The sequence below is a fragment of the Streptomyces viridosporus T7A genome, from assembly GCF_008704515.1.
GTDB lineage: Bacteria > Actinomycetota > Actinomycetes > Streptomycetales > Streptomycetaceae > Streptomyces > Streptomyces viridosporus.
Window position 1 is genome coordinate 2,626,897 of sequence record NZ_CP023700.1, and the last position, 24,417, is coordinate 2,651,313.

A 24,417-nucleotide genomic window follows, 5' to 3' on the forward strand; every position below is an offset into this window, starting at 1 on the left:
TTTCCCTCCTACGGGTGCGGCCTGACGGGGCGTAGGCCCTGGAGCAGGGTATCGACGACGCGTTCGGCGAGGTCGTCCGGCAGGTCGGCCTCGGGGCGCAGGACGGTGCGGACGAGGAGGGGGCCGACGACGATGTCGTTGAGCAGTTCCAGGTCGACGTCGGCGCGCAGTTCACCGTTCTCCCGGCCCCGGCGCAGTACCTCCAGGCCGAGTCTGCGGCGCGGCAGGATGACGGTGTCGTGGTAGGCGGCCCAGAGCTTCGGGCTGCTCTTCATCTGGGCGTGCACGTTGTGCAGGAGCGCCGACGTCCTGTTGGCCAGGCCGCGCCGGCGCAGGGATTCCAGCAGGACGACGAGGTCGTCGCGCAGGGAGGTGCCGGGGAGTTCGGGGTCCGGGGGTTCGACGGCGCGCACGATGTCGACGAAGAGTTCCTCCTTGCCGCTCCAGCGGCGGTAGATGGTGGCCTTGCCGACGCCGGCGGTGCGGGCGATGCGCTCGATGGAGAGTTCCGCGAGGGGCACGCCGTCCTCCAGGAGCTTCATCACGCCTTCGACGATGGCGCGCTCGGCTGCCTCGCTGCGGGGCCGGCCCCGCACGGGACCGTCCTGCCGGGGGCCGGTGACGACCGGGCTCACGTCGCCGCCTCCTTTCGTGGGCTGGGGTGATTCTCCCCGGTGCGCGGGGGCGGCGGTCCACCGGGCGGGGGTTATCGGTCCGCCGCCGCCACCAGTTGCTGGTTCCGGTCCCCCCGTTCGGACTTCGGGGGGCGGCCGGGCAGGAACAGGGCGGTGACGATCGCGCCGAGGATCGCGACGCCCGCTCCCCACAGGGCCGTGACGTGCATCGCGTGCAGGAAGGCGTCGTCGGCCGCGGCGACCAGGGTCTCGCCGCGTGCGCCCAGCCGGTCCGCCACGGCCAGGGTGGCCTCGATGGACTCGCCGGCGGCGTGGCGTACCGCGGGCGGCAGCAGGACGAGCTCGTCCTCGATGTCGGTGCGGTAGGCGGCGGACAGCAGCGAGCCGAGGACGGCGATGCCGAGGGCGCCGCCGAGCTGGCGGAAGGTGTTGCTGAGCGCGGAGGCCGAGCCGGCCTTCTCGCGGGGCAGGGCCTGCATGACGACGACGCTGACCGGCGTCATGACGTGGGTCATGCCGATGCCCATCAGGAAGAAGACGAGCTCGAGGAACCACAGCGGCGTGTCCGTGTCGAGCAGGGCGAACGCGGCCAGGGTCGCCGCGAGCAGCACCAGGCCGCCGGTGGTGGTGGCGCGGTGGCCGAAGCGGTCCACCACCAGCCGGGCCCGCGGCGCGAAGACCGTCTGGGTGACGGCCAGCGGCAGCAGCAGCAGACCGGTCTGCAACGGTGTGTAGCCGCGCACGCTCTGGATGTAGAAGACGGAGAAGAACGTCACGCCCATCAGGGCGAAGAAGACCAGGGCGATCGCGGCGATGGCGGCGGAGAAGACCTTGTTCTTGAAGTACCCGACGTCGACGGACGGGTGGTCGCTGCGTTTCTCGACCACGACGAAGACGGCGAGGACGGCGAGACCGGCGCCGATGGTCGACAGCACCGTGGGGTCGGTGAAGTCGGCGAGCTGGCCGCCCTTGATGATGCCGTAGACCAGCAGGACCAGGCCGGTCACGGACAGGACGACGCCGAGGGGGTCGATCCGGCCGGGGTTCGGGTCGCGGGAGTCGGGCACCAGCCACAGCATCAGGGCGACGGCGAGCAGCACGATGGGCACGTTGACGAGGAAGACCGAGCCCCACCAGAAGTGCTCCAGCAGCACACCGCCGGTGATCGGGCCGATGGCGATGGCGAGCCCCACGCCGCCGGTCCAGACGCCGATGGCCTTGGGCTGTTCGTCGCGCTCGAAGACGTTCATCAGGACGGCCAGGGTGGCCGGCATGACGAACGCGGCGCCCAGCCCCATCACCGCGCGGTAGCCGATCAGCTCGGCCGGGGAGCCGGAGAACGCGGCGAGCGCCGAGCCGATGCCGAACACGGCGATACCGCCGAGCAGCACCTTCTTGCGGCCGAGCCGGTCGCCCAGCAGTCCCGCGGTGAACAGCAGGCCCGCGAAGACGAGCGTGTAGGCGTTGATCGCCCACTCCAGCTCGCTCTGTGTGGCCCCCAGGCCGGTGGGGGCGGGGGTGGAGATCGTCTTGATGGCGACGTTCAGGATCGAGTTGTCCAGGACGACGATCAGCAGGCTCATCATCAGGACGCCGAGGATCGCCCAACGGCGCCGGTGCACGGTTTCCGGGACCCGGCGGACGGGGGCGGCAGGAGTGGTCATACGGCCCAGCCTAGTGATTTTCGATACGGACCCGTCTCGTATTGATACTCCTTTGTCGAGACCTTGCCCCTATATTGTGACCGTTTGGCCTATTTCGCCGACGGGGGCGGTGGGGACGTCCGGTCGCCCTGCGGGGGCCGCGCGGGGAGAACGCGCGGGGTTCCTCTGGTCCTCGCCGGGCCGAGGTGCCACCATGGACGTGATCCGGGGACGCCGTCAGGGCGCCTCGAGATGACGTGTTAGGAGCCGTGGCAATGACGCAGCTTTCCGCTGCCCAGAGCGCGAAGCCGACTCCCCCCGACGGCAGCAGGGCGCTGTACGGGGGCAAGGGCACCCGCCGCATCACCGTCCGCGACATCGCCGCCGCCAAGGAGCGCGGCGAGAAGTGGCCCATGCTCACCGCCTACGACGCGATGACCGCGTCCGTCTTCGACGAGGCCGGCATCCCGGTGATGCTCGTCGGCGACTCGGCGGGCAACTGCCACCTCGGGTACGACACCACCGTGCCCGTCACCCTCGACGAGATGACCATGCTGTCCGCCGCGGTGGTCCGCGGCACCGGCCGCGCCCTGATCGTGGCCGACCTGCCCTTCGGTTCGTACCAGGAGGGCCCGGTGCAGGCGCTGCGCTCGGCGACCCGGCTGGTGAAGGAGGCCGGGGTCGGCGCCGTCAAGCTGGAGGGCGGCGAGCGCTCGCACCGGCAGATCGAGCTGCTGGTGGAGTCCGGGATCCCGGTGATGGCGCACATCGGGCTGACCCCGCAGTCGGTGAACGCCATGGGCTACCGGGTGCAGGGACGCGGCGAGGAGGCGGCCCAGCAGCTGCTGCGCGACGCCAAGGCCGTCCAGGACGCGGGCGCCTTCGCCGTGGTCCTGGAGCTGGTGCCGGCCGAGCTGGCCGCCGAGGTGACCCGGACCCTGCACATCCCGACGGTCGGGATCGGCGCGGGGCCGGAGACGGACGCGCAGGTGCTGGTGTGGACCGACATGCTCGGGCTGACCGGCGGCCGGGTGCCGAAGTTCGTCAAGAAGTACGCGGACCTGCGTGAGGTCATGAGCGGCGCGGCGAAGGCCTTCGCCGAGGACGTCGTCGGCGGAGCGTTCCCGCAGGAGGAGCACTCCGTCCACTGAGCCATCGCGGTACGACAGCCGGCCCCGCCGATCTTCCCCCGTCGGCGGGGCCGGCGCCGTTCCCGGCGGGAGGCATCGGTGTGCTGTCGGTGGCCCGGCGGGAGGCGTCGGCGGACTGTCGGTGGTTTGTCGGTGGCCTCTGACAGCCTCGGTGCCATGACGCGAACAGACGAACAAGCCGGCGGCCCGGGCAGCGCCGTCACCGTACGGGGGCTGGTCAAGCACTACGGCGAGACCAAGGCGCTGGACGGCGTCGACCTGGACGTGCGCGAGGGCACCGTGATGGGGGTCCTCGGGCCGAACGGGGCCGGCAAGACCACCCTGGTGCGGATCCTGTCCACCCTGCTCGCCCCGACCGCGGGACGGGCCACCGTCGCCGGGTACGACGTGGTCCGCCAGCCGCGGCAGCTGCGCCGGGTGATCGGGCTGACCGGGCAGTACGCCTCCGTGGACGAGAAGCTCTCCGGCCGGGAGAACCTGTATCTCATCGGCCGGCTGCTCGACCTGTCCCGCAAGGAGGCCCGGGCCCGCGCCGACGGGCTCCTCGAGCGGTTCTCGCTCACCGAGGCGGCCCGGCGCCCCGCGGCCACCTACTCCGGCGGCATGCGGCGCCGGCTCGACCTGGCCGCCTCGATGATCGGCCGGCCGTCCGTGCTGTACCTGGACGAGCCGACCACCGGGCTGGACCCGCGCACCCGCAACGAGGTGTGGGACGAGGTCAAGCGGCTGGTCGGGGACGGTGTCACCGTGCTGCTGACCACCCAGTACATGGAGGAGGCCGAGCAGCTCGCCTCCGAACTGACCGTCGTGGACCGCGGCAGGGTCATCGCGAGCGGCGGCATCGAGGAACTGAAGGCCAAGGTGGGCGGCCGTACGCTGCGGATCCGCCCGGCCGACCCGCTGCACCTGCGCCCGCTGGCCGACGCCCTCGACGCACTGGGCATCACCGGGCTCGCCGGCACCACCGTGGACACCGAGCGGGACGCCGTCCTCGTCCCGATCCTCAGCGACGAGCAACTGACCGCCGTGGTCGGCGCGGTGACCGCGCGCGGAATCACCCTCAGCTCCCTCACCACCGAACTGCCCAGCCTGGACGAGGTGTTCCTGTCCCTCACCGGCCACCGCGCCGGCGCCCCGCAGGACACCGTGCCCGCCGACACCCGCGAAGAGGTCGCCGCATGAGCGCCGCCACCCCCCTCACCGGCACGGGCGCGGACGCGCGCATCCCGCTGCGCGGCCACCTGCGCCACACCGGGGCGCTGGTGCGCCGCAACCTGCTGTGGATCCGGCAGGACCCGGAGTCGATGTTCGACGCCGTGCTGTTCCCGATCGTGTTCACCCTGCTGTTCGTGTACGTCTTCGGCGGCTCGATCGGGCAGGCGCTGGGCGGCGGGCAGGAGGCGTACGTGCAGTACATCGTGCCCGGCCTGATGGCCATGATGGGCATGAACATGGCCATGGGGGTGGGTACCGGCTTCAACCAGGACTTCAACACGGGGGTCATGGACCGTTTCCGGTCGCTGCCCATAGGCCGCGGCTCGGTGCTGTTCGCCAAGATCTCGGTCGAGGTGCTGCGCATGCTGATCGCCACCACGATCCTCATGGTGGTGGGCGTCCTGGTCGGCTTCGACATCACCCACTGGCCGGGGCTGTTCGCCGCCGTGGGGCTGTCCGTGGTGTTTGGCTCGGCCCTGATGTGGGTCTTCCTCACGCTGGGCGTGGTGATGAAGAACGCGCAGTCGGTGCAGGCCATGGGCTTCCTGGTGCTGATGCCGCTGCAGTTCGGCTCGTCGATCTTCGCGCCGACCCAGTCGATGCCGGGCTGGCTGGAGAACTTCACCGAGTACAACCCGCTGTCCTCGCTGGCGGACGCGGCGCGCGGGCTGATGGTGGGCGGACCGGTGGCGCACGACCTGTGGATGACACTGGCCTGGTCGGTGGGGATCACGGCGGTGATGGCACCGGTGGCCATCCACAAGTTCCGCACGAAGACCTGACGGTTGCGGACAGGCGCCTGCCCGGCCGGCGGACACCTGCGCCCGGTGAGGGGCGTGGCCGCCGGCCGGGCGGCTCCCACCGGCCGGGCGGCGCACGGACCTCCGGGTGTGCGGGACCCGGCCGCACGCACCCGGTCCGCCCCGGCGCGCGGCCCCGGCTGGGCGCGTCCGCTCCGCCCGGGCGCGTGTCAGAGCAGGGCGGCGGCCTCCTCCTGGGAGAGGGCGGTGCCCTCCGCGTACGCGGACTCGTACGCCGCGTCGCCGAGTGCCGCCCGGATCCGCCGCTCGGCCTGTTCGCGCACCTCGCGCTCCATGCCCGCGGCGACGTGCCCGGGCGGCAGCCCGGCGTCGGCGGCGCCGAGGCAGCGGGCCGCGTCACGGGCGCGGTGCCCGCCGTCGAGTCCGGCGAGGGCGGCGGCGCCCATGGTGAGACACCCCGCGCGCATGTGGGGAGCGATGGCCGTGGACAGCGGGTCACCGGCCCGCTCGAGCGCCTGGCGGATCAGGACCAGCGCCTGCTCGTCGCGGCCGTCGACCACCTCCAGCCAGCCCTCGGCACCGAGGATGAACGCATCGAAGACCACATAGTGCGCGATGCGGAACTCCTCGCGCAGCAGGCGCAGTTGCTCCCGCGCCTCGTCGGTCCGCCCGGTCGTGCCGAGCAAGCCGGCCAGGAAGAGCCGGGCGGCGGGCATGGCCTCGCCGTGCCCGCCGTGCTCCTGGTCGATGACGTCGCGCAGCAGGCGCTCGCCGCGCTCGGCGTCCCCCGCCTCCAGCAGCGCGCTGCCCAGCCGGGCGGAGAGCACGGCCACCTGGGCGCGGGCGCCGAGGCGTTCGGCGTGCTCGATCGCCGCCTCGTAGTCGGCGGCGGCCGCCGCGTACTTACCTTCGCGTTCGCGGGCCTCACCGCGCGCGGAGAGGGCCTCGGCGGTGCCCCAGACGTCGCCGAGGCGCCGGTAGATCTCCAGGGACTCGTCCGCGTCCCGCCGCGCGTCACCGGCCCAGTCGCTGCGGTTCGCGAGCAGGTTGGCGCGCATCTGGAGGTTGGAGGCCAGCTCCCACTCGAATCCGGGGGTGTCCCGGCAGGTGCGGACGGCGGCGTCGACGGCGGTGCGCAGCCCGTCCATGTCGCCGGTCAGCATCAGGGCGAACGCCCAGAGCGCGCCGGGCTGGCGGCAGACCTGCGGCAGACCGGGCGCGTAGCTCGCGGCGATGACGCGCAGCCTCTGCTGCGCCTGCGGGGTCTGCCAGTCGTCCAGCTCGGTGTCCATGCAGGCCATGTGCACCAGGTGCACACCGCGCCGGGCCTCGGCGAGGACCTCCCCGGCCATCGGGGGCGGGGCGTCGGTGCAGCGCTGCCGCACCGGCGCGGCGGGCCGGACCGGTGCGGTGAAGGGGTCCGGCCCGAGGGCCATGACCTCGCGGCACCAGTTGCGGGCCTCGATGCGCAGATCGCGCATCTGCCAGTACCAGGCCAGCGACAGCGTGAGGCAGAGCGCCTCCTGCTCGTCGCGCAGGACGAGGGCGTGGCGCAGGGCGGTGCGCAGGTTCTCGTACTCCCGCTCCAGGCGCCCGATGGCGGCGAGCTGGTCCGGGCCGCGCAGCAACGGGTCGGTGGTGCGGGCGAGTTCGCGGTAGTACGTCAGGTGCGCCCGCTCGGCCCCGGCGCGTCCTCCCGCCTCGTCGAGCCGCTCGCCCGCGTACTCGGCGACGGTCTCCAGGAGCCGGTAGCGCATCTCGCCGTCGCCCGAAGGCGCGGCCACCACCAGGGACTTGTCCACGAGGGAGCCGAGCGCGTCGAGCGCGACCGGCCCGCACACGGCCTCGGCGGCGGCGAGGTCGCAGCCGCCGGCGAAGACCGACAGCCTGCCCAGCACCTCGCGTTCGTCCGCGTCGAGCAGTTCCCAGGACCAGTCGACGACGGCCCGCAGCGTCTGCTGGCGGGGCCGGACGGTGCGGCTGCCGGTGGTCAGCAGCCGGAAGCGGTCGTCGAGCCGGTCGGCGATCTGGCGCGGGGTGAGCATCCGCAGCCGGGCGGCGGCGAGTTCGAGGGCGAGCGGCAGTCCGTCGAGGCGGCGGCAGATCTCGGCGCAGGCCTCGGGATCGTCCTCGGTGCGGAAGCCGGGGCGGGCGGCGGCGCCGCGGTCGGCGAGCAGCCGCAGCGCGACCGGCTCGGGCAGCGGCTCCACCGGACGCAGCAACTCCCCCGGAACGCCGAGGGGTTCGCGGCTGGTGGCGAGCACGGTGAGGTGGGGGCAGCGCTGCAGCAGGGTCTCGACGAGCCGGGCGGCGGCGTCGACGACGTGCTCGCAGTTGTCCAGGATCAGCAGCATGCGGCGGCGGCCGCAGTGCTCGGCGAGCCGGTCCACGGGGTCGTCGTGCCGGTCGGCGACGGCCCGCATGCCCTCGGCTCCGGCCCCGTACAGGACGGTCTCCCGGGCGCCGACGGCGGTGAGGACGGCCTCGGGAACGGCCTCGGGGTCGTCGACCGGGGCGAGTTCGGCCAGCCACACGCCGTCCGGGGTGGCCTGCCGGACGGTCTCGGCGGCCTCCTGCGACAGCCGGGTCTTCCCGGCCCCGCCCGGCCCGAGCAGGGTGACCAGCCGGGCGGCGGCCAGGTCCCGGCGGATGGCCTCGATGTCGGCCTCCCGGCCGACGAAGGAGGTCAGCCGGGCCCGCAGGTTCCCGGGGAGCGGGGCCCGGGGCGGCGGGTCGGCGGGGGCGGCCGTGTCGCTCAGCAGTTCGGCGTGCAGGGCGCGGAGTTCACCGCCGGGGTCGGAGCCGAGGCGGTCCGCGAGCAGGCGCCGTACGTCCGCGTAGGCGGCCAGCGCCTCGGCGGTGCGGCCGGTGTCGCGCAGGGCGCGCAGCCGCAGGGCCTGGAGGGGCTCGTCGAGGGGGTGGGCGTCGCACAGGGCGGTCAGCTCGGGCAGGGACTGCTCGGCCCGGCCGAGGGCGAGGGCGGCGGTGTGGCGGGCGCGCAGCGCGTCCAGGCGCCGGGTCCCGGCGCGGGCCGCCTCGGCGGTGCGGTCGGGGAGGTCGGCGAGGGCGGGCCCGTGCCACAGGGCGAGGGCGTCGTCCAGCAGCGCGCCCGCCTTGGCCGGGTCCCCGTCGGCCAGGGCGCGCAGCCCCTCCCCAGCCAGCCGCTCGAAGCGGTGCAGGTCGACGTCGTCGGGCGCGGCGGTGAGCCGGTAGCCGCCGTCGACGGAGGCCACGGCGTCCGCGCCGAGCACCCGGCGCAGCCGCCCGACCAGGGCCTGCAGCGCTCCGGTAGCGTCGGCCGGCGGTTCGCCGCCCCAGACCTCGTCGACCAGCAGGGGCACGGGGACGGTACGGCCGGCCCGCAGGGCGAGCACGGTCAGCAGCGCACGCAGCCGCGCCCCGCCGACGGGGACGGCACCGCCGTCGGGGCCGAGTGCCTGCGTGGTGCCGAGGATGCGGTAGCGCACGGGGTCCATTGTCACCGGTGGCCCGAGACCGGCCGGAGGCCGGGGCGGGCCACCGGCCGTCCGGGACGCGCCGGGCGGGCCGGCCGGCGGGCCGGGCGCCCGGCCCGCCCGCGGCCCGGTGCCGGGGCCGGTCCGGTCCTGCCGGACGGTCACCGGCCCGCGCCCGGTGACCGGCCGGCGGCCCGCCGCGGGTCCGCCGGCACCGCGCCCGCGCCGTCCGGGACGCGCCCCACCGGACGGGTGAGCCCGGTGAGCCGATCGCCCCGGCCGCCGGGAGCGCCGCCGGCGCCGGCGAGGAGCGGCGGCCGGCCCACCCCGTCGTCCCCCGCGGACGGTCCGCCGTGGCGTTCCGTCCGCCGGTCCTCGTAGAACACGTGCCGGGGCTCCATGGCCTCCACCCTCCTAGGAACCGCCGGTCGGCGCGAGACGTTTTCCCGGTGCGCCCGGTACGGTCGGGCAGCCCCCGCGTGTGCCCACCGCGTGTCCGACAGCCAAGGGAGTCCTGTTGACCACCGCCACCCTCCGCCCGCGCGACCGGCGGATCAGCCCGGTCTTCCTGGGCATCCTGGCCGTGACCGCGGTCACCGGATGGGCCACCTGGACCGGGTTCGCGGCACAGCCCGGCGTGGCCGTGTTCCTGTTCGTGACGGCCGCCTGGATCGTCTCCCTGTGCCTGCACGAGTACGCGCACGCGCGCACCGCGCTGCACAGCGGCGACATCTCGGTCGGCGCGAAGGGCTACCTCACGCTGAACCCGATGAAGTACACGCACGCCCTGCTGAGCATCGTGCTCCCCGTGCTGTTCGTGATCATGGGCGGGATCGGTCTGCCCGGCGGGGCCGTCTTCATCGAGCGCGGCCGGATCCGGGGGCGGTGGCGGCACAGCCTGATCTCGGCGGCCGGGCCGCTGACGAACGTCCTGTTCGCCGTCGTGTGCACGGCGCCGTTCTGGCTGGGCGCGCTGGACGGCGTACCGGCCGACTTCCGGTTCGCGCTGGCCTTCCTGGCGCTGCTGCAGGTGACGGCGGCGATCCTGAACTTCCTGCCGGTGCCGGGCCTGGACGGCTACGGCGTGATCGAGCCCTGGCTGTCGTACGGCGTCCGGCGGCAGGTGGAGCCGTTCGCGCCGTTCGGGCTGCTGTTCGTGTTCGCGCTGCTGTGGCTGCCCGCGGTGAACGGGGCGTTCTTCGGCGTGGTCGACTCGCTGCTGAACGCCCTGGGCATCCACGAGTTCGACACGTACTGCGGTTACGACCTGTTCCGCTTCTGGCAGGAGACGAACGGGCTCTGCTCGGTCAGCCGGTGACGGAGCCGTCCCGCGCCCCCCGGCCGCGCTTGAGGTAGTACCAGGTCATGTTGGACGACAGGCCCGCCAGCAGCACCCAGACGACACCCAGCCAGCTGCCCTCGACGAAGGAGACGACGGCCGCGGCGACGGCGAGGAGGCAGACGACGAGGGCGTAGAGGGCGAGTCGCCGGGCCTGGGCGGGAGGAGGCGTGGGGGACATGACTGCTGGCTCCTGTCGGGGGACACTGCTACGCCGTCCAGTGTCCCCCATCGCCTCATACGTCCGTGACCCGGAGCCCGGCGTGCGCCTTGTAGCGGCGGTTGACCGAGATCAGGTTGGCCACCAGCGCCTCCACCTGGTGGGCGCCGCGCAGCCGCCCGGCGAAGACGCCGCGCATGCCGGGGATGCGGCCGGCCAGCGCCTGGACGATCTCCACGTCGGCGCGGTCCTCGCCGAGCACCATCACGTCGGTGTCGATCTCGTCGATCTCCGGGTCCTGGAGCAGCACGGCCGACAGGTGGTGGAAGGCGGCGGTGACCCGGGAGTCCGGCAGCAGCGCCGCGGCCTGCTCGGCGGCGCTGCCCTCCTCGGGCTTGAGCGCGTAGGCGCCCTTCTTGTCGAAGCCGAGCGGGTTGACGCAGTCGACGACGAGCTTGCCGGCCAGTTCCCCGCGCAGGGACTCCAGCGTCTTGGCGTGGCCGTCCCAGGGCACGGCGACGATCACCACGTCGCTGCGGCGGGCGGTCTCGGCGTTGTCGGCGCCCTCGACACCGTGCCCGATCTCCTCGGCCGCGGCCCGGGCGCGCTCGGCCGCGCGGGAACCGATGATCACCTTCTGGCCGGCCCGGGCGAACCGGAGGGCCAGGCCCTTGCCCTGCGGCCCGGTGCCGCCGAGCACGCCGACGACGAGGCCGGAGACGTCGGGCAGGTCCCAGGGGTCCTTGGCGGGGGCCTTCGCGGGGGTCGCGGCGGACTGCTGTGCGCTGTCGGTAGAGGTCATGGGCCGACTCTACGTCCGCCGCCGCGCCGTTTCCGGCCCGCGTGAGCCCCGTCACGGCAGTGCCCGCCGTTGTCCCCGGGTCGGGCGAATCCGGGGCGAACGCCGGTGGGGGGAGGCACGATTGGGGCAGGATGCGGCTCCATGGACGCGGTACGGGTCGCACTGCTGCGGGAAGTGCTCGCCGGGACGGAGTGGCTGGGTGCCACCCGGCACTTCGCGGGGACGCTGCGCGGGTCGGTGGTGTCGCACGGCGGCGGGCTGCTGCTGGTGGGCACCCGGGAGTACGAGCCGTGGCACCTGGCGGCGCACCTGGTGGACGAGGCCGCCTGGTCGGGCACGCCGGAGCTGGCCCCGACGCTGGTGCGGCACGACGCGCGCCCCTCGGATCCGGCCCACCTGGCGGTGGGCCTGGGGCGGCTGGAGGCGGTGCGGCGGGGCGAGACCCTGCTGGTGGTGGCGCCCGGGGAACCGGCCGCCCCACTGCTCGAACGGGTCTTCGACGCCCGCCGGGCCGGGGCGACACTGCTGTCCCTCGGCCCCGGCGACGGCGAGCTCCCGGCGATGGTCCACGAGACGCTCTCCGTCCCGGACGGCTGCGAGCTGGACCTGGACACCGTGCAGCACCTGGTGAGCGCGGCGGTCGGCGAGAACGCCCTGCCGCCCCGCAGGGGGCCCCGCCGCTTCCGGGACCGCCTGTCCAGGCTGGCCGACCTGCTGACGGCACCCCCGCCGACGCGCTGGTAGCCCTCGGGCGTCCCGGTCGCGCCGGCGCGGGGATCAGTCGCCGTCCCGTTCGCGCCGGCGCGAGGTCAGCCGTCGTCCCGCTCGCCCGCGGGGGCGTCGTGCCACCTGGGGTCGTTCTCCCACTGGAGGTTGCGCTCGCGGGCCGTCTCCATGGCCTGCTCGGCCTCGGGGCGGCTCGCGTACGGGCCGAAGCGGTCCTTGTTGGGGCAGTCCGGGCCCTCCTCGACCTTCTTGTGCTCCAGGCAGTAGTACCACTCGCCCGGCTTTCCGACCGTCCGCTTCTTGAACAGGGGCATGTCCGGCTCCTCTCACCACGGAAGATGGTCCCCCGTCGTCGCTGAATTAGACTCGCCGACATGTCTGGCCAGTCGCTGCTCGTCCCGGGGGAACTGTCCCCCACCCGTTCCGTGCCCGGGAACATCCGCCGTCCCGAGTACGTCGGCAAGCCCGCCCCGACGCCGTACACCGGTCCGGAGGTGCAGACGCCCGAGACGATCGAGGCGATGCGGACCGCCGGGCGGATCGCGGCGCAGGCGATGGCCCAGGCCGCGAAGCTCATCGCCCCCGGCGTGACCACCGACGAGCTGGACCGGGTGGCGCACGAGTTCATGTGCGACCACGGCGCCTACCCCTCGACGCTCGGCTACCGCGGTTTCCCCAAGTCGCTGTGCACCTCCGTGAACGAGGTGATCTGCCACGGCATCCCGGACTCGACGGTGCTGCGCGACGGCGACATCGTCAACCTGGACGTGACGGCGTACATCGGCGGGGTGCACGGCGACAACAACGCCACGTACCTGGTGGGCGACGTGGACGAGGAGAGCCGGCTGCTGGTGGAGCGCACCCGCGAGGCGCTGAACCGGGCGATCAAGGCGGTCAGGCCGGGCCGGCAGATCAACGTCATCGGCCGGGTCATCGAGTCGTACGCGAAGCGCTTCGGCTACGGCGTGGTGCGGGACTTCACCGGCCACGGCATCAACAGCGCGTTCCACTCGGGCCTGATCGTCCCGCACTACGACAGCCCGCACGCGACGACGGTCATGCAGCCGGGGATGACGTTCACCATCGAGCCGATGCTGACGCTCGGGACCCACGAGTACGACATGTGGGACGACGGGTGGACGGTCGTGACCAAGGACCGCAGGCGCACGGCCCAGTTCGAGCACACGCTGGTGGTGACGGACACGGGCGCGGACATCCTGACCCTGCCCTGACGCTCCCCCGCCCCCTCGGCCCGCCCTCTTCGGATCTCCTCCGCAGGGCGGGCTTTCTTCTGCTCCGGAAGGGGTAGGCGGTCCCTCGGGTTTTCCCGACAGCCTGTCGGCAAGGTATTGACTTAGGTAAGCCTAACCATAGAAGATCTGGCCCCATGGACTCCTTCTCGACCCTCATCCGCACCGCCTCGCACGAGCAGCACGTGGAAGCGGAGACCTCGACCTTCATGAGCGACCTGCTGGGCGGCCGACTGGGCGTGGACGCGTACGCGCGCTACACCGAGCAGCTGTGGTTCGTCTACGAGGCACTGGAGTCCGGCACCCAGCGGCTGGCGTCGGACCCGGTGGCCGGGCCCTTCGTCCGGCCGGAGCTGTTCCGGCTGGCCGCGCTGGAGCGGGACCTGGCGCACCTGCGCGGACCCGACTGGCGCTCGACCCTCGCCGCCCTGCCCGCCACGCGGGCCTACGCCGAGCGGATCGCCGCGTGCGCGCGGGACTGGCCGGCCGGTTACATAGCCCACCACTACACCCGCTACCTGGGCGACCTGTCCGGCGGGCAGATCATCCGCGACAAGGCGGAGAAGACCTGGGGCTTCACCAAGAAGGGCGACGGGGTCCGCTTCTACGTCTTCGAGGAGATCCCCAACCCGGCCGCCTTCAAGCGCGGCTACCGGGAGTTGCTGGACGCGGTCGCGGTGGACGACCTGGAGAAGCAGCGGATCGTGGCCGAGTGCAAGCGGGCGTTCGCCCTGAACACGAGCGTCTTCCGGGGGCTGGGCGAGGAGTTCCCGCTGTCGGCGTAGCCCCTCCCGGAAGCGGCCCGCCTCCTCGGCGACCGGGGCGTCCCCCGCCGACGACGCACCACCGGGCCGAGGAAGCCGGCACCGGCACCGCCGCCGCCCGGAGGGCCTCCGGCGCGTCACGCGGAGGGCCGGGCCCCTGAGGACTCGGTCTCCACCTCGTCCCAGCTTCCACCGGCGGTCACGGCGGGCGACCGGGTCAGGCCCACGATGCCCGCGGCCATGAGCGCGACGCCCGCGGCTTCGGGCAGCAGCCGCCAGCCCAGCGCGATGCTCTCCCCGAAGAGCAGGACGCCGAGCGCGACACTGATCAGGGCGTCGCCCAGGGTCAGGGCCGGCTGGGAGGCGGACAGGGTGCCGGCCCGCAACGTCCACTGCAGGAGCAGGACGGCCAGCAGGCCGCTGGCGGCACCGGCATAGGTCTGCCAGGTGGTGAGGATCCCGGGGACCCCCTCCGGAAAACGCCCGGTCACCTCCTTGACGAGCGCGGCGGTGAGGGCGAAGCAGGCGGCGGTCGCGGTGCCCAGCGTGGCGGCCTGCAGGGGACCGCGCAGCCGCGGGGCGACGGACAGCAGGACGGCGACACAGCACGCCAGCCCGCCGCCGACGGCGAGCCAGCGCCAGTCGCCGGCCCGGTCACCGCCCTGCGAGGGGGACGCGCTGAGCAGGAACAGCGCCAGGCCGCCGGCGAGCATCGCGAAGGACCCCCACATCCCGGCGCCGGGCCGGCGGCGGAACACCACCGCGCCGATGAGCAGGGTGAACAGCAGTTCGCTCGCCAGCAGGGGCTGCACCACCGCCAACTGCCCGGTGCCCAGGGCGACGACCTGGAAGACCGCGGACAGCAGCATGGCCGTCGCTCCGGCCCACCAGTACGGATGGCTCATGAGTCCCGCGAGGCGGGCCGCGACCGCTCTGGCGCCGCGGCCGGGAACCTCGGCCGGTTCGACGGCGGCGCGGCGCTGCAGCACCGACGCCGCCGCGTTGAACAGCGCGGACAACAGGGCCATCACGACGGTGAGTGCGTTCATGCGGATGCCTGTCGTTCACGGATCCCGGCGGACGCCCCCGCGGACGCGGCGGTCGCGCGGTGGGGCGGTGGGGCGAACACAGACGTATCCGCCGTGCCCGGGGATAAACATCCGCTTGGCGGCTGTGCGGACGGGGAGGACCGGCCGATGCCTGGGGGTGACCGGGACCGCGGACACCCGTTTCCCACCGTTCGATGCGAGGTACTCATGGCGCACATGTGCCGTTGCCGGTGCCCCCGCCTTCTGGCCCGTCCCCTCTGGCCCTCCGTCCCCGTACCCGGGCGGCGCACTGCCGCCGGGCTGCTGCGACGCCTGCCGTGAGCCGCCTGCTGGTGGTCTCCGCGAGCATGGGGTCGGGTCATGACGCGGCGGCCGACGAGCTGGCCCGGCGCCTGCGGGCGGCCGGGCACGAGGCGGTGCGCAGGGACGTGCTGGAGCTGCTGCCCGCCGGCGTCGGGGCCGGGCTGCGCGGCTTCTACCGTTCGGCGGTGCGGCACGCGCCCCTGGTGTACGCGGGCATCTACGCCGCTTTCTTCCGTGCCGACGGCGGCGGGCGGCCGGGCACCGCGCCGCTCGCGGTGCTCGCCGAGAACCGGCTGCGCGCGGAGGTGGCGGACGGACGCGCCGACGCGGTCGTCGCCGTCTTCCACCTCGCCGCCCAGCTGACCGGGCGGATGCGGGTCCGCGGGCGGCTCGGGGTGCCCAGCGCGGTGGTCGTCACCGACTTCGCCGTGCACCGGCAGTGGCTGCACCGGGGCAACGACCTCTACCTGTGCCTCACCCCGGAGATCGCCCGGGACGTGGCGCACCGCCTGGGCCGGCCGGCCACCGCGTGCGGTCCGCTGCTGCCGGACCGCTTCCGTCCGCACCCGGCGGGCGAGCGGCACTGGCGGCAGCGGCTCACGGCCGGCGACGGGGGCCGGCCCGTGTTGTTGTCCACGGGTGCGTGGGGGGTCGGAAGCCACCTCGACGCGACGGCCCGCCTGCTGTCCGGCGCCGGCTACCTGCCGGTCGTCCCGTGCGGGCGGAACGAGCGGTTGCGCCGGCTGCTGTCGAAGGCGCCGGGCACGCTCGCCCTGGGCTGGGTGGACGACATGGCGGGTCTGCTCGCGGCCTGCTGCGCGGTGGTCGACAACGCCGCGGGGCAGACGGCGCTCGAAGCGCTCGCCGTCGGCGTCCCGGTCGTCGGCTACCGTCCGATCCCCGGCCACGGTGTGGAGGGGGTGCACCGGATGGCGGAGCTCGGCCTGACCGAGTACGCGGCCGACCCGTCGCAGCTGGTGCGGTTCCTGGACCGCGTCGCTCCGGGCGCCCCGGCACCCGGGGGCCGGCCCGCCGCCGACCGCCGCCTCTTCCGGGGCGACGCCGTGGCCCCGCTGGAGTCGCTGGCCGCCCGAGGAAGGATCTGAGGGCCCCGGTGGCGCCCGGAGCCGAGGCCCCCGGTGGTGCCCGGAGCGGACGCCCGGCCGCGTCGCCCCCGGACCGCCACCGCTCAACGGACGACGCCGCCGTCACCCGGCCACGGGTCCGCGACGGCCGCCCCGCCGCCACCGGGCGCCGGGCGCGCGATGCCGTGCTCGCGGAGCGGCCCGACCGTCAGGCCCGCCGCGCGGCAGGCGCCCACCAGGAGGGGGAGCGCCGCCAGGGCGGCCTGCCAGCAGCCCGGCTGCGCGTGGCGGTCGGTGTCGTGCAGGACCACCGTGCCGCCGCCGCGCAGGTCCGGCAGGACGGTGGCGGCCACGGACCCGGCCGTGGCCCGCGCGGTCCAGTCGCGGCCCCAGGCCGTCCACAGGACGGGGCGCAGCCCGGTGCGGCGTGCGGCCAGCAGCCGGTCGCCGGTCAGGATGCCGTACGGGGGCCTGTACCAGTCGGGGGCGGTGCCGGACACCTCCGCCACCGCGTGCGCGGCTCGCGCCAGTCGCCGGACCTCCCTGGCCGGCGCCGGCCGCCAGGGCCGGTCGTGCGTCCAGCCGTGGACGGCCAGCTCGTGGCCGCGCCGGACGATCTCGCGACTCAGCTCCCGGTGGCACAGCGCCTGCTCCCCCAGGACGAAGAACGTGGAACGGACCCCCAGCTCGTCGAGCGCGGCCAGGAAGGCGGGCGTGGAACGGGGATCGGGCCCGTCGTCGAACGTGAGCGCCACGTGATCGGGTCTCCCCGCACCGGCCAGGGCCGGCAGCCAGGTGCGCCGCGGGCCGGCGAGCCAGGTCGCGGCCGGGACGACATGGGCCGCGGCGACGAACGCCGACACGGCGGCGACAGCCGTGCCGATCGACCGTCCCCGCATGTCCGTCTCCCGTCACGTGCTGAAACGCCGGCCTCGGGCGCGGCGTACGGCAGCTCCCGGTGCTCCTTTCAGCCGAAGCGGGCCGCCAGGCTCCGGTACACGGAGGGCGCGAGGGCGCGCACGCCGACCGGCACACGGAGGCAGGCGGGCACGAAGACCTCCTGGCGTTCCCGGCGGAGGGCCTCGACGACCTCGGCGGCCACGCGTTCGGGCGGGATCGGGCGCGGGTGGGTGCGCGTGTAGGGCACCCCGCGGCGGGCGAAGAAGGGGGTCTCCACCGCGCCGGGCACGATGTGCGTCAGCCGCACCCCCGTGCCGTCCAGTTCGTACCGCAGCGCGTCGGCGAAGGCGCCGAGACCGGCCTTCGCCGCGGAGTACACCGCCTCCTCCCGCACACCGACGCTGCCCGCGACGGAGCCGATCAGCACCAGCCGGCCCCGGCGCCGCGCCACCATGGAGGGCAGCACCTGCCGCACCAGGTGCACGACCGAGACCAGGTCGACGGTGAGCACGTGGTCCACGTCCCCGCGGGACATGGAGGTGAACGGTCCGGCCCAGCCCACTCCGGCCGCGGCCACGAGCAGGTCGATGCCCCGCGCCCGCCCGAGGGCCCGGTCGACCAGGTGCCGGGCGCCGTCGGCGGACGCCAGGTCGCAGGCAAGCGCGACGCCGGACGTCTCGCGGGCCACCGCGTCCAGCCGGGCGCGGTCCCGTCCGGAGACCAGCAGTGACCACCCTTCCTCCGCCAGGGACCGGGCCACAGCCGCGCCGATCCCGGAGGAGGCCCCCGTCACGAGAGCCACCCCCGGCGCTGATGCGGCGCCCGGTGGGAGAGGGCGCGGAGCCGCCGTGCGTCCCAAGCCGGCCTCCTCGCGTGGTGTGCTTCGGCACGGCTCGGGCTCCTGCCGGCCGACGGCGGGCCGTGCTCTCTGCGGCCCGGCCCCCTCGCCGCGCACCCGTGTGTTCCACCATGCCGGTGACGAACGAGGGGTAGCCGGAACCCCCCTTTTCAAACCTTCCACGGAAACCGGCGGTTTTCGGACGTCCGAGGGTGCTGCCGCCGGGCCGTCGTCGACCGCGTCCCGCTGCCGGTGGGGGGCGGCGGACGCCGCGCACGGCTTCGGCACGGGCCGACGGCGCTCAGCGCTCCAGGTACACCCGTCCGCCGATCTCCGTCCACCCCTCCGGCTGGGGGGCCGTCAGGATCTGGGAGCCCGTGCCCTGGGTGATGTTCAGGGCGCGCCCCAGGCGGTCGGTGAGCAGCAGGGCCGCGGCGCCCGTCGCCTCGTCCTCCTCGATGCCGTCGTCGCGGCCGGGGAAGGCGCGGGCGCGGATCCGGCCCGCCGGCTCGTCCAGCCAGGCCCACGCGTAGATCCACTCCCCCTTCGGCGGCACGGGCAGGTCGTCCACCTCGGCGGCGGTGGCGTACTGGCGCAGGGTGCGCGGCGGCGCCCACTCCGCCCGTGCCTCGATCCAGCAGAACTCCCCGTCCTGCCGGGCGCCCATCACCCCCGCGGGGACGACCAGTTCGGGCACGTCGAGCAGCCAGGCCGTGCCGACGCAGGGGTGGCCGGCGAAGGGCAGGCGCAGGGTGGGGGTGTAGATGTCGATCACCCCGCGCTCGGGGTCGTCGACGAACACGGTCTCGCTGAAGCCGAGTTTCGCGGCGAACTCCTGCCGCTCGTCCCGCTCGGGCATCACGGAGCCGTTGCGGACGACGCCGAGTTCGTTGCCGTACCCGCCACGGGGGCCGCAGAAGACGCGCAGCACGTCGTAGTCAGTCACGGAGGCATTCAAGCACCGCGCGGCCGGCGGCCCGTCCCGGGCCGCCGGCCCTCCGTGCCCGCCCCGGGCTCCGGATTCCCGCCTCTCGGGGTAACCCCTGGGGGGTGCCCCCGAGAGGCGGGTCCCGGACATAAGGGGCGCTCTCCTCTGCGGGCAGGATCCCGGCGGCGTGCGCGATCACCAGGATGGAGCCCGTCCGAAGCACTCCCCCGGGAAACAGGAGCACCGGCCCATGAACGCCCGTACCCGTACGCGTATCCGCATCGCCGTCGCCTCCGCACTGCTGGCCTCTCTGGCCCTCGGCCCCCTCGCCGGAGCGGCGGCCGCCCACCCCGTCGCCGCGGCGACCGGGGCCGGATCCGCCCCGGTCGCCGACGGCCCCGACACCGCCGCTCTGGAGAAGGCGCTCGCCGGACTCCCCGACGGGGACGTCTCGGCGGCTCTCGTCCGGGTCGGCGGCAAGGGAACCTGGACGGGGACCGCCGGGGTCCGGGACCTGCGCACGGGGGCCCCGGCCCTGGAGAACGCCCGGTTCCGGGCCGGGTCGACGACCAAGACGGTCACCGCGGCGATCGTGCTCCAGCTCGTCGCGGAGGGCCGTGTCGAGCTGGACGCGCCCGTCACCCGCTACCTGCCCGGCCTGCTGCCGGCCTCCTTCGCCGAGTCACCGACCGTACGGCACCTGCTCACCTACACCAGTGGCCTGCAGCCCGGCGCGAGCCTCGGTGCGACCACCGAGGAGATGTACGTCAACCGGTTCAGGACCCTCACGCCGGAACGGGTGGTGGCCACGGCCGTCGCCAAGGGGCCGGCGTCCGACCCGGGAGAGCGGCAGGTGTACCAGAACATCGACTACACGGTGCTCGGCCTGCTGATCGAGAAGGTGACCGGCGACCGCTACGAGCACCAGGCCGACGTACGGATCTTCCGCCCGCTGGGCATGCGGCACACCGGCTTCCCCGCCGGGGCGGACCCGCGCGTCCGCGGCCCGCACCACCGGGCCTACGCGGACATCGGCGGCCGGACCACCGACGTCACGGAGTGGAACATGTCCGACCGCTGGGCGGCCGGGAACATGATCTCCACCACTGCCGATCTGGAACGCTTCCTGATGGCCCTGTTCCGGGGCCGGGTGGTGCCGCGGCCGCTCCTGGACCAGATGCTCACCGTCCCCGACGTCGACGGCGCGACCTACGGCATGGCGTGGGAGCGCTACGTCCACAACGGGAGGGAGATATGGGGCAAGACGGGGTCCCGGCCCGGCTACCACACGGTGCTGGCCGCGACCCGGGACCTGTCCCGGACGGTGGTGTACTCGGTGAACGCCAGGAGCGCCCGGGAGGACGGCTTCCCGCTCGTCGCCCGGTTCGCCCTGCCCGCCTTCAACCGCTAGCCCGCGAAGGCGCCGGGACGCACGGCAACGCTTGCGCGTTCCCGCGACTCACCCGACCGCCGGTGCGCTGCGGGCGGTCGAGGCCCCGCTGCCCGGCGACGCGTCCTTCCTGGACATCGACGACAACCCCCTGGTCTCGTACGGGAACGTCAGCCGCGACAAGGCCGAGGAGTACAGGTCCAAAGCCGGCGGCGGCACCTGACCCCCGGTCGGGAACGAGACGGGGCAGGGAAGTCCACCCTGTTGAGCGCCCTCGCCGCCGATCTGCCGCCCACCGCCGGGACGGTGCGGATCCACGGGCGCCCGGCGCCGTCCTGGTCCGCGCCCGAACTCGCGCTGCGCCGCGCCGTGCTGCCCCAGTCGGCCTCCCTCTCCTTCCCGTTCACGGTCGAGGAGGTGGTCCGCATGGGCCGGGCGCCCTGGGCCGCCGCCCGCCTCGAGGACGACGACGCGGTCGTGGCCGAGGCGATGGCCGCCACCGAGGTCACCGGTTTCGCCGCGCGCCCCTTCTCCGCGCTCAGCGGCGGCGAGCGGGCCCGGGTCGCGCTCGCCCGGGTGCTCGCCCAGCGCGCTCCCCTGCTGATGCTCGACGAGCCGACCGCCGCGCTGGACCTCCGGCACCAGGAACTGGTGCTGCGGCTGTGCCGGGCGAGGGCGCGCGCCGGGGACGCGGTGGTCGGGTGGTGCACGACCTCGGTCTCGCGGCGGCGCACGCGCACCGGGTGGCGGTCCTGCGCGGCGGCCGGGTCGCCGCCGACGGACCGCCGGAGGAGGTCTTCACCGAACGGCTGCTGTCGGAGGTGTACGACCAGCCCGTCGAGGTGTTCCCGCACCCGCGGACCGGAGCGGTGCTGGTGCTCCCGGACCGGGGCGGGCCGACCTCCGCCTGACCGGCGGCCCGGCCGTTCCGTGGCCTGCGTCCGGCCGTTCCGCGGCCGTCACCCGGCCGGCGAGCGGCCGGTGGACGGGGCCGGGCGCGCCTGCGTGTCACGTCACGGTGCGGCCGCGGTATCCGGTCCCGGCGCTCGCGCCGTTTCCCTCCCCGGTAGGGTTCGCCCCCGGGAAGGGGAAGGTGAAGGAACCGAATGAGCAGGGATCTCGGCCTTCGAAGGCTCCGCGGGCTCGACCGGGGCGTCCTGATCGCGGCCTGTGTGACCGCTTTGTCGTTGACGGCGAGCGGCTGCGTGGTGGTGCACGGCGAACGAGAGGTGCTCCCGGCCACCACGCGCGCCGAAGCCGCCGAGGCGCTCCGGGAGTTCACGGCCGCGTACAACGCGGCCGACAAGGCGTACGACAGTTCCCTGGACGCCGACCACACCACCGGCGCGCTCGCCGCCATCGACGCGGCGCGGCTGAAGGCCGGGCGGGTCAACAACCCGCGGGGCAACCCGGGGCACGCGCCGCTGAAGCTGACGGACGCGCGGTTCACCATCCCCAAGAAGGCCGGCTGGCCCCGCTGGTTCCTCGCCGACGCGGCCGGCAACAAGGGCGGCGACGTGCGCTGGTTGCTGGTGTTCACCCGGGACGGCCTGGACGAGACCTGGGAAGCGGCCTATCTGACCCTGGTGGCCCCGGACGACCTACCGGAGTTCAGGACGGACCGGGACGGCTGGGCCGAGGCCGTTCCCGCCGACGCCGGCGACCTGGCCGTGCCGCCGGGCGAGTTGAGCGAGGAGTACACGGCGTACCTGAAGGACGGCGGGGACGCGTTCGCCGAGGGTCCGCACACCAGCGCGTGGCGGACGCTGCGCGAGAAGAAGTCGACGCGGCCGGGCCTGGCCACGCAGTACATCGACGAGCCGGTGACCAACGGCGACTACGCGCCGCTGGCGCTGCGCACGGAGGACGGCGGGGCGCTGGTGTTCTTCACCACGCGCCACTTCGAGAAGCAGACCGCCGCGGCCGGGGCGTCGGTGCCGACGCCGAACAAGAGCGTGCTGGCGCTGACCACCGGTGAGATCCGGCAGTCCCTGACGATGGAGTTCGTCTCCAACGAGGTCGCCCTGGCTCCGGCCGAGGGCGAGGTGGAGATCCTGGGGCGGATCCAGGGGCTGACGTCCGCGAAGGGCGAGTAGGCGCGCGGGCGGACGGCGGGTGCGCGGCGGCGGTGCTCCGGGCACCGGTGGCGCGGGGGTGCGGCGCGGTGGGATCAGCGGTGCAGCGGCCAGGCCGTGCCCGCGTGGTCGGACTGCTCGCCGACGTGGCGGGCGCAGGAGTCGGTGAGGACCTCCAGCAGGCTCAGCGGGTCCGGCAGCGGGTGCTCCGGGCCGCGGACCCAGTGCACCGACCGGTCGTCGTCGCCGGGCAGACGGGCCGGGGGTACGAGGACGTAGGAGCCGCGGCAGTGCCAGCGCAGGCCGGGGTGCTCGTCCATGGTCTCCGGGTGGCAGTCCAGCTCGCACGGCCACCACTCGTCCTCGTCCTCGGGGGTGCCGCGGGTGAGGGTGAAGAACAGCATCCGGCCGTCGTCGCTCTCGGCGACGGGGCCGACCTCGACCCCGGCCTCGAGCAGGCGCTCGAGCGCCTCGCGGCCGGCGTCCAGGGGGACGTCGAGGACGTCGTGCACCATGCCGGTCGCGGTGATGAAGTTCGCCTGCGGCTGGTGGCGGGCCCAGCGCTCGATCTGGGCGCGGTCGGTGGTCGACTGGGTCTGCCAGGCGAACGACACCGGGTGCCGGGCGGGGGTGGGACAGCCGACCCGGTCGCAGGAGCACTGGTAGCCGGCGGGGTGGGCGGCGGGTGCCAGCGGCAGTCCCGCGTCGGCGGCGGCGAGCAGCAGGGCCTCGCGGCCGCCTTCGTCGGCGGCCTGCTTCGGGCGGCGTTTCTGCAGCCACTGGGAGAGTTTGCCCTGTCGGCCGGTTCGGCCGCCGAACGCCGCGCTCATCTATCTCCTCGCCTCGCCGTCGTGCGGAACAGCATGCCCTATGGTCCCACGATCGTGCGCATCGGGGGGCCGGAGCCCACAATCGGCGCAGGTGGGATGAGGGCGCCCGGACAGGACGTGGGGTACCACGCAAGGCGAAGGGGACACATGCCGCACGACGTGACGGACCGGGTGTCCTTGCACGCCGTGCCAGGACGTGCGCACCTACCGTGGTCGCCATGGTCACAAGGATCGCGACGACGGGTCTGGCGGCCGCGGCCTCCGCGGTCTCGCTGGTCCTCACGGGCCACGGCGGCGGCCCGGCGGAGCCGCTGGAGTGGGGCCGCGGCCCGCTGACGGTGGACGCGCTGCCCCGCGTCACCTACGTCGCGCACCGCGGCGGGGCCCGCGAGGTCCCCGAGAACAGCATGTCGGGGCTGATGGCGGCGTACCGGCGCGGGACGGCGCAGGTGCTGGACTTCGACACCCGGCTGCTGCGCGACGGCACACCGGTCGTCCTCCACGACGCGACCCTGAACCGCACCACCTACCTGGGCGGCGAGGTGAGCGCCCTGGACGCCCGGGAGTGGCGGGGCGTCCGGCTGCGGCCGCGCGCCTCGCTGCCGGGGAGCTGGCGCTCGGAGCGGCCGCCGACGGTCGCCGAGGTGCTGGACCGCCTCGGCGGACGGATCGTGCTGATGCTGGAGGCGAAGGACCCGCGCGGCCTGGACCGGCTGGCCGCGCTGATCCGCGCCCGCGGCCTGACCCGCTCGGTCCTCGTGAACACCAACGACCCCGAGGTCGCCCGCCGCATCCACCGCCTGGGCCTGCTGACGCAGCTGTGGCGCTCGGCCCGCCAGTTGCGCACGGACCGCCCCGAGCGCTGGCGTGCCCACGTCGACGTGCTCGACGTCGACATCAAGGCCCGGGACGTGGACCTGATGCGCGCGGTGCGCTCCGGCATCCCCCGGGTGTGGGCCCACACGGTCGTCTCCCCCGGCCAGCGGGACCGGGCGCTGGCCCTCGGCTGCAACGGGATCATCACGGACACCCCGGGGCGGCTGGCCCGGCACCCGGTGCGCCCGATCGGGACGGTGAGCCGCGCGCTGGGGCGGTGAGGCGCCCCACGGAGACCGGGC

Annotated in this window: 24 protein-coding genes and 1 pseudogene; 13 read left to right on the forward strand and 12 right to left on the reverse strand. The window is 74.5% G+C overall.

Annotated elements, in window-relative coordinates:
* Positions 1 to 8 precede the first annotated feature (8 nt).
* Both CP969_RS12315 and CP969_RS12320 read right to left on the reverse strand, forming a co-directional pair.
* Positions 9 to 635: a TetR/AcrR family transcriptional regulator gene (locus CP969_RS12315; protein WP_004988933.1), complete on the reverse strand. Its 627-nt coding sequence runs from the start codon at positions 633 to 635 to the stop codon at positions 9 to 11.
* Positions 636 to 706: 71 nt separating this feature from the next.
* Positions 707 to 2,299 (reverse strand): MFS transporter, encoded by a 1,593-nt coding sequence (locus CP969_RS12320; protein ID WP_026085247.1) that lies wholly within the window; start codon positions 2,297 to 2,299, stop codon positions 707 to 709.
* Positions 2,300 to 2,553: 254 nt separating this feature from the next.
* Between CP969_RS12320 and panB the strand changes: the two genes are divergently transcribed.
* The 3 genes from panB (at position 2,554) to CP969_RS12335 (ending at position 5,426) form a co-directional block, all read left to right on the forward strand.
* Positions 2,554 to 3,429, forward strand: coding sequence for a 3-methyl-2-oxobutanoate hydroxymethyltransferase (gene panB / locus CP969_RS12325; protein ID WP_004988930.1), 876 nt, complete (start codon positions 2,554 to 2,556; stop codon positions 3,427 to 3,429).
* Positions 3,430 to 3,585: 156 nt separating this feature from the next.
* A complete protein-coding gene (locus tag CP969_RS12330; RefSeq protein WP_016826570.1) occupies positions 3,586 to 4,611 on the forward strand; it encodes an ATP-binding cassette domain-containing protein in 1,026 nt (341 codons plus the stop codon).
* Positions 4,608 to 5,426 carry an ABC transporter permease gene (locus CP969_RS12335; RefSeq protein WP_004988926.1) on the forward strand — a complete coding sequence of 273 codons (819 nt, stop codon included), beginning with the start codon at positions 4,608 to 4,610 and terminating at the stop codon, positions 5,424 to 5,426. The genes CP969_RS12330 and CP969_RS12335 overlap by 4 nt, the downstream gene beginning before the upstream one ends.
* A gap of 188 nt (positions 5,427 to 5,614) precedes the next feature.
* Here CP969_RS12335 and CP969_RS12340 read toward each other — a convergent pair whose 3' ends face one another.
* Positions 5,615 to 8,881, reverse strand: coding sequence for an AfsR/SARP family transcriptional regulator (locus tag CP969_RS12340; RefSeq protein ID WP_150475010.1), 3,267 nt, complete (start codon positions 8,879 to 8,881; stop codon positions 5,615 to 5,617).
* A gap of 140 nt (positions 8,882 to 9,021) precedes the next feature.
* Positions 9,022 to 9,261, reverse strand: coding sequence for a hypothetical protein (locus tag CP969_RS12345; RefSeq protein ID WP_016826567.1), 240 nt, complete (start codon positions 9,259 to 9,261; stop codon positions 9,022 to 9,024).
* A 116-nt stretch (positions 9,262 to 9,377) separates the two neighbouring features.
* Here CP969_RS12345 and CP969_RS12350 point away from each other — a divergent pair, with 116 nt between their 5' ends.
* Positions 9,378 to 10,178 (forward strand): site-2 protease family protein, encoded by an 801-nt coding sequence (locus CP969_RS12350; RefSeq protein WP_004988923.1) that lies wholly within the window; start codon positions 9,378 to 9,380, stop codon positions 10,176 to 10,178.
* Here CP969_RS12350 and CP969_RS12355 read toward each other — a convergent pair.
* Together CP969_RS12355 and npdG are read right to left on the reverse strand one after the other, a co-directional pair.
* Positions 10,168 to 10,431 carry a hypothetical protein gene (locus CP969_RS12355; RefSeq protein WP_004988922.1) on the reverse strand — a complete coding sequence of 88 codons (264 nt, stop codon included), beginning with the start codon at positions 10,429 to 10,431 and terminating at the stop codon, positions 10,168 to 10,170. The two genes, CP969_RS12350 and CP969_RS12355, sit on opposite strands and share 11 nt — an antisense overlap.
* A 4-nt stretch (positions 10,432 to 10,435) precedes the next feature.
* Positions 10,436 to 11,161, reverse strand: coding sequence for an NADPH-dependent F420 reductase (npdG, locus tag CP969_RS12360; protein ID WP_016826565.1), 726 nt, complete (start codon positions 11,159 to 11,161; stop codon positions 10,436 to 10,438).
* 141 nt (positions 11,162 to 11,302) lie between these two features.
* Here npdG and CP969_RS12365 point away from each other — a divergent pair, with 141 nt between their 5' ends.
* Entirely contained in the window at positions 11,303 to 11,905 is a 603-nt protein-coding gene (locus tag CP969_RS12365; RefSeq protein ID WP_016826564.1) for a hypothetical protein, read from the forward strand.
* Positions 11,906 to 11,970: 65 nt separating this feature from the next.
* Here the strand turns inward: CP969_RS12365 and CP969_RS12370 are convergent, their stop codons facing one another.
* The gene (locus CP969_RS12370; RefSeq protein ID WP_004988918.1) at positions 11,971 to 12,201 is read right to left on the reverse strand and encodes a hypothetical protein; all 231 of its coding nucleotides are present in this window, start codon (positions 12,199 to 12,201) and stop codon (positions 11,971 to 11,973) included.
* 60 nt (positions 12,202 to 12,261) lie between these two features.
* Between CP969_RS12370 and map the strand changes: the two genes are divergently transcribed.
* Positions 12,262 to 13,119 carry a type I methionyl aminopeptidase gene (map, locus tag CP969_RS12375; RefSeq protein WP_004988917.1) on the forward strand — a complete coding sequence of 286 codons (858 nt, stop codon included), beginning with the start codon at positions 12,262 to 12,264 and terminating at the stop codon, positions 13,117 to 13,119.
* A gap of 155 nt (positions 13,120 to 13,274) precedes the next feature.
* On the forward strand, positions 13,275 to 13,922 hold the full coding sequence (locus CP969_RS12380) for a biliverdin-producing heme oxygenase (RefSeq protein WP_004988916.1): 648 nt from the start codon (positions 13,275 to 13,277) through the stop codon (positions 13,920 to 13,922).
* Positions 13,923 to 14,038: 116 nt separating this feature from the next.
* Here CP969_RS12380 and CP969_RS12385 read toward each other — a convergent pair whose 3' ends face one another.
* Positions 14,039 to 14,950, reverse strand: coding sequence for a DMT family transporter (locus CP969_RS12385; protein WP_016826563.1), 912 nt, complete (start codon positions 14,948 to 14,950; stop codon positions 14,039 to 14,041).
* Between the two features lie 257 nt (positions 14,951 to 15,207).
* On the opposite strand from CP969_RS12385, the gene CP969_RS12390 reads away from it, so the two are divergent.
* Positions 15,208 to 16,359, forward strand: coding sequence for an MGDG synthase family glycosyltransferase (locus tag CP969_RS12390; RefSeq protein WP_150475011.1), 1,152 nt, complete (start codon positions 15,208 to 15,210; stop codon positions 16,357 to 16,359).
* Between the two features lie 83 nt (positions 16,360 to 16,442).
* Here CP969_RS12390 and CP969_RS12395 read toward each other — a convergent pair whose 3' ends face one another.
* The 3 genes from CP969_RS12395 to CP969_RS12405 all read right to left on the reverse strand — a co-directional run bounded on the left by CP969_RS12395 (position 16,443) and on the right by CP969_RS12405 (position 19,022).
* Positions 16,443 to 17,237: a polysaccharide deacetylase family protein gene (locus CP969_RS12395; protein ID WP_016826562.1), complete on the reverse strand. Its 795-nt coding sequence runs from the start codon at positions 17,235 to 17,237 to the stop codon at positions 16,443 to 16,445.
* A gap of 68 nt (positions 17,238 to 17,305) precedes the next feature.
* On the reverse strand, positions 17,306 to 18,040 hold the full coding sequence (locus CP969_RS12400; RefSeq protein WP_399474452.1) for an SDR family NAD(P)-dependent oxidoreductase: 735 nt from the start codon (positions 18,038 to 18,040) through the stop codon (positions 17,306 to 17,308).
* 337 nt (positions 18,041 to 18,377) lie between these two features.
* On the reverse strand, positions 18,378 to 19,022 hold the full coding sequence (locus CP969_RS12405; RefSeq protein ID WP_004988912.1) for a PhzF family phenazine biosynthesis protein: 645 nt from the start codon (positions 19,020 to 19,022) through the stop codon (positions 18,378 to 18,380).
* 232 nt (positions 19,023 to 19,254) lie between these two features.
* Between CP969_RS12405 and CP969_RS12410 the strand changes: the two genes are divergently transcribed.
* The 4 genes and pseudogenes from CP969_RS12410 (at position 19,255) to CP969_RS12420 (ending at position 22,490) form a co-directional block, all read left to right on the forward strand.
* A complete protein-coding gene (locus CP969_RS12410) occupies positions 19,255 to 20,415 on the forward strand; it encodes a serine hydrolase domain-containing protein (RefSeq protein ID WP_016826560.1) in 1,161 nt (386 codons plus the stop codon).
* A gap of 31 nt (positions 20,416 to 20,446) precedes the next feature.
* Positions 20,447 to 20,617 carry a hypothetical protein gene (locus CP969_RS33205; RefSeq protein WP_004988910.1) on the forward strand — a complete coding sequence of 57 codons (171 nt, stop codon included), beginning with the start codon at positions 20,447 to 20,449 and terminating at the stop codon, positions 20,615 to 20,617.
* A gap of 17 nt (positions 20,618 to 20,634) precedes the next feature.
* Positions 20,635 to 21,305 (forward strand): annotated as a pseudogene (locus CP969_RS12415) (heme ABC transporter ATP-binding protein); the annotation flags it as partial.
* A 195-nt stretch (positions 21,306 to 21,500) separates the two neighbouring features.
* Positions 21,501 to 22,490 carry an SCO2278 family lipoprotein gene (locus CP969_RS12420; RefSeq protein ID WP_004988907.1) on the forward strand — a complete coding sequence of 330 codons (990 nt, stop codon included), beginning with the start codon at positions 21,501 to 21,503 and terminating at the stop codon, positions 22,488 to 22,490.
* A gap of 74 nt (positions 22,491 to 22,564) precedes the next feature.
* Here CP969_RS12420 and CP969_RS12425 read toward each other — a convergent pair whose 3' ends face one another.
* Positions 22,565 to 23,299, reverse strand: coding sequence for a bifunctional DNA primase/polymerase (locus CP969_RS12425; protein WP_004988905.1), 735 nt, complete (start codon positions 23,297 to 23,299; stop codon positions 22,565 to 22,567).
* A gap of 218 nt (positions 23,300 to 23,517) precedes the next feature.
* Here CP969_RS12425 and CP969_RS12430 point away from each other — a divergent pair, with 218 nt between their 5' ends.
* A complete protein-coding gene (locus CP969_RS12430) occupies positions 23,518 to 24,396 on the forward strand; it encodes a glycerophosphodiester phosphodiesterase (protein ID WP_026085245.1) in 879 nt (292 codons plus the stop codon).
* Positions 24,397 to 24,417: the final 21 nt, after the last annotated feature.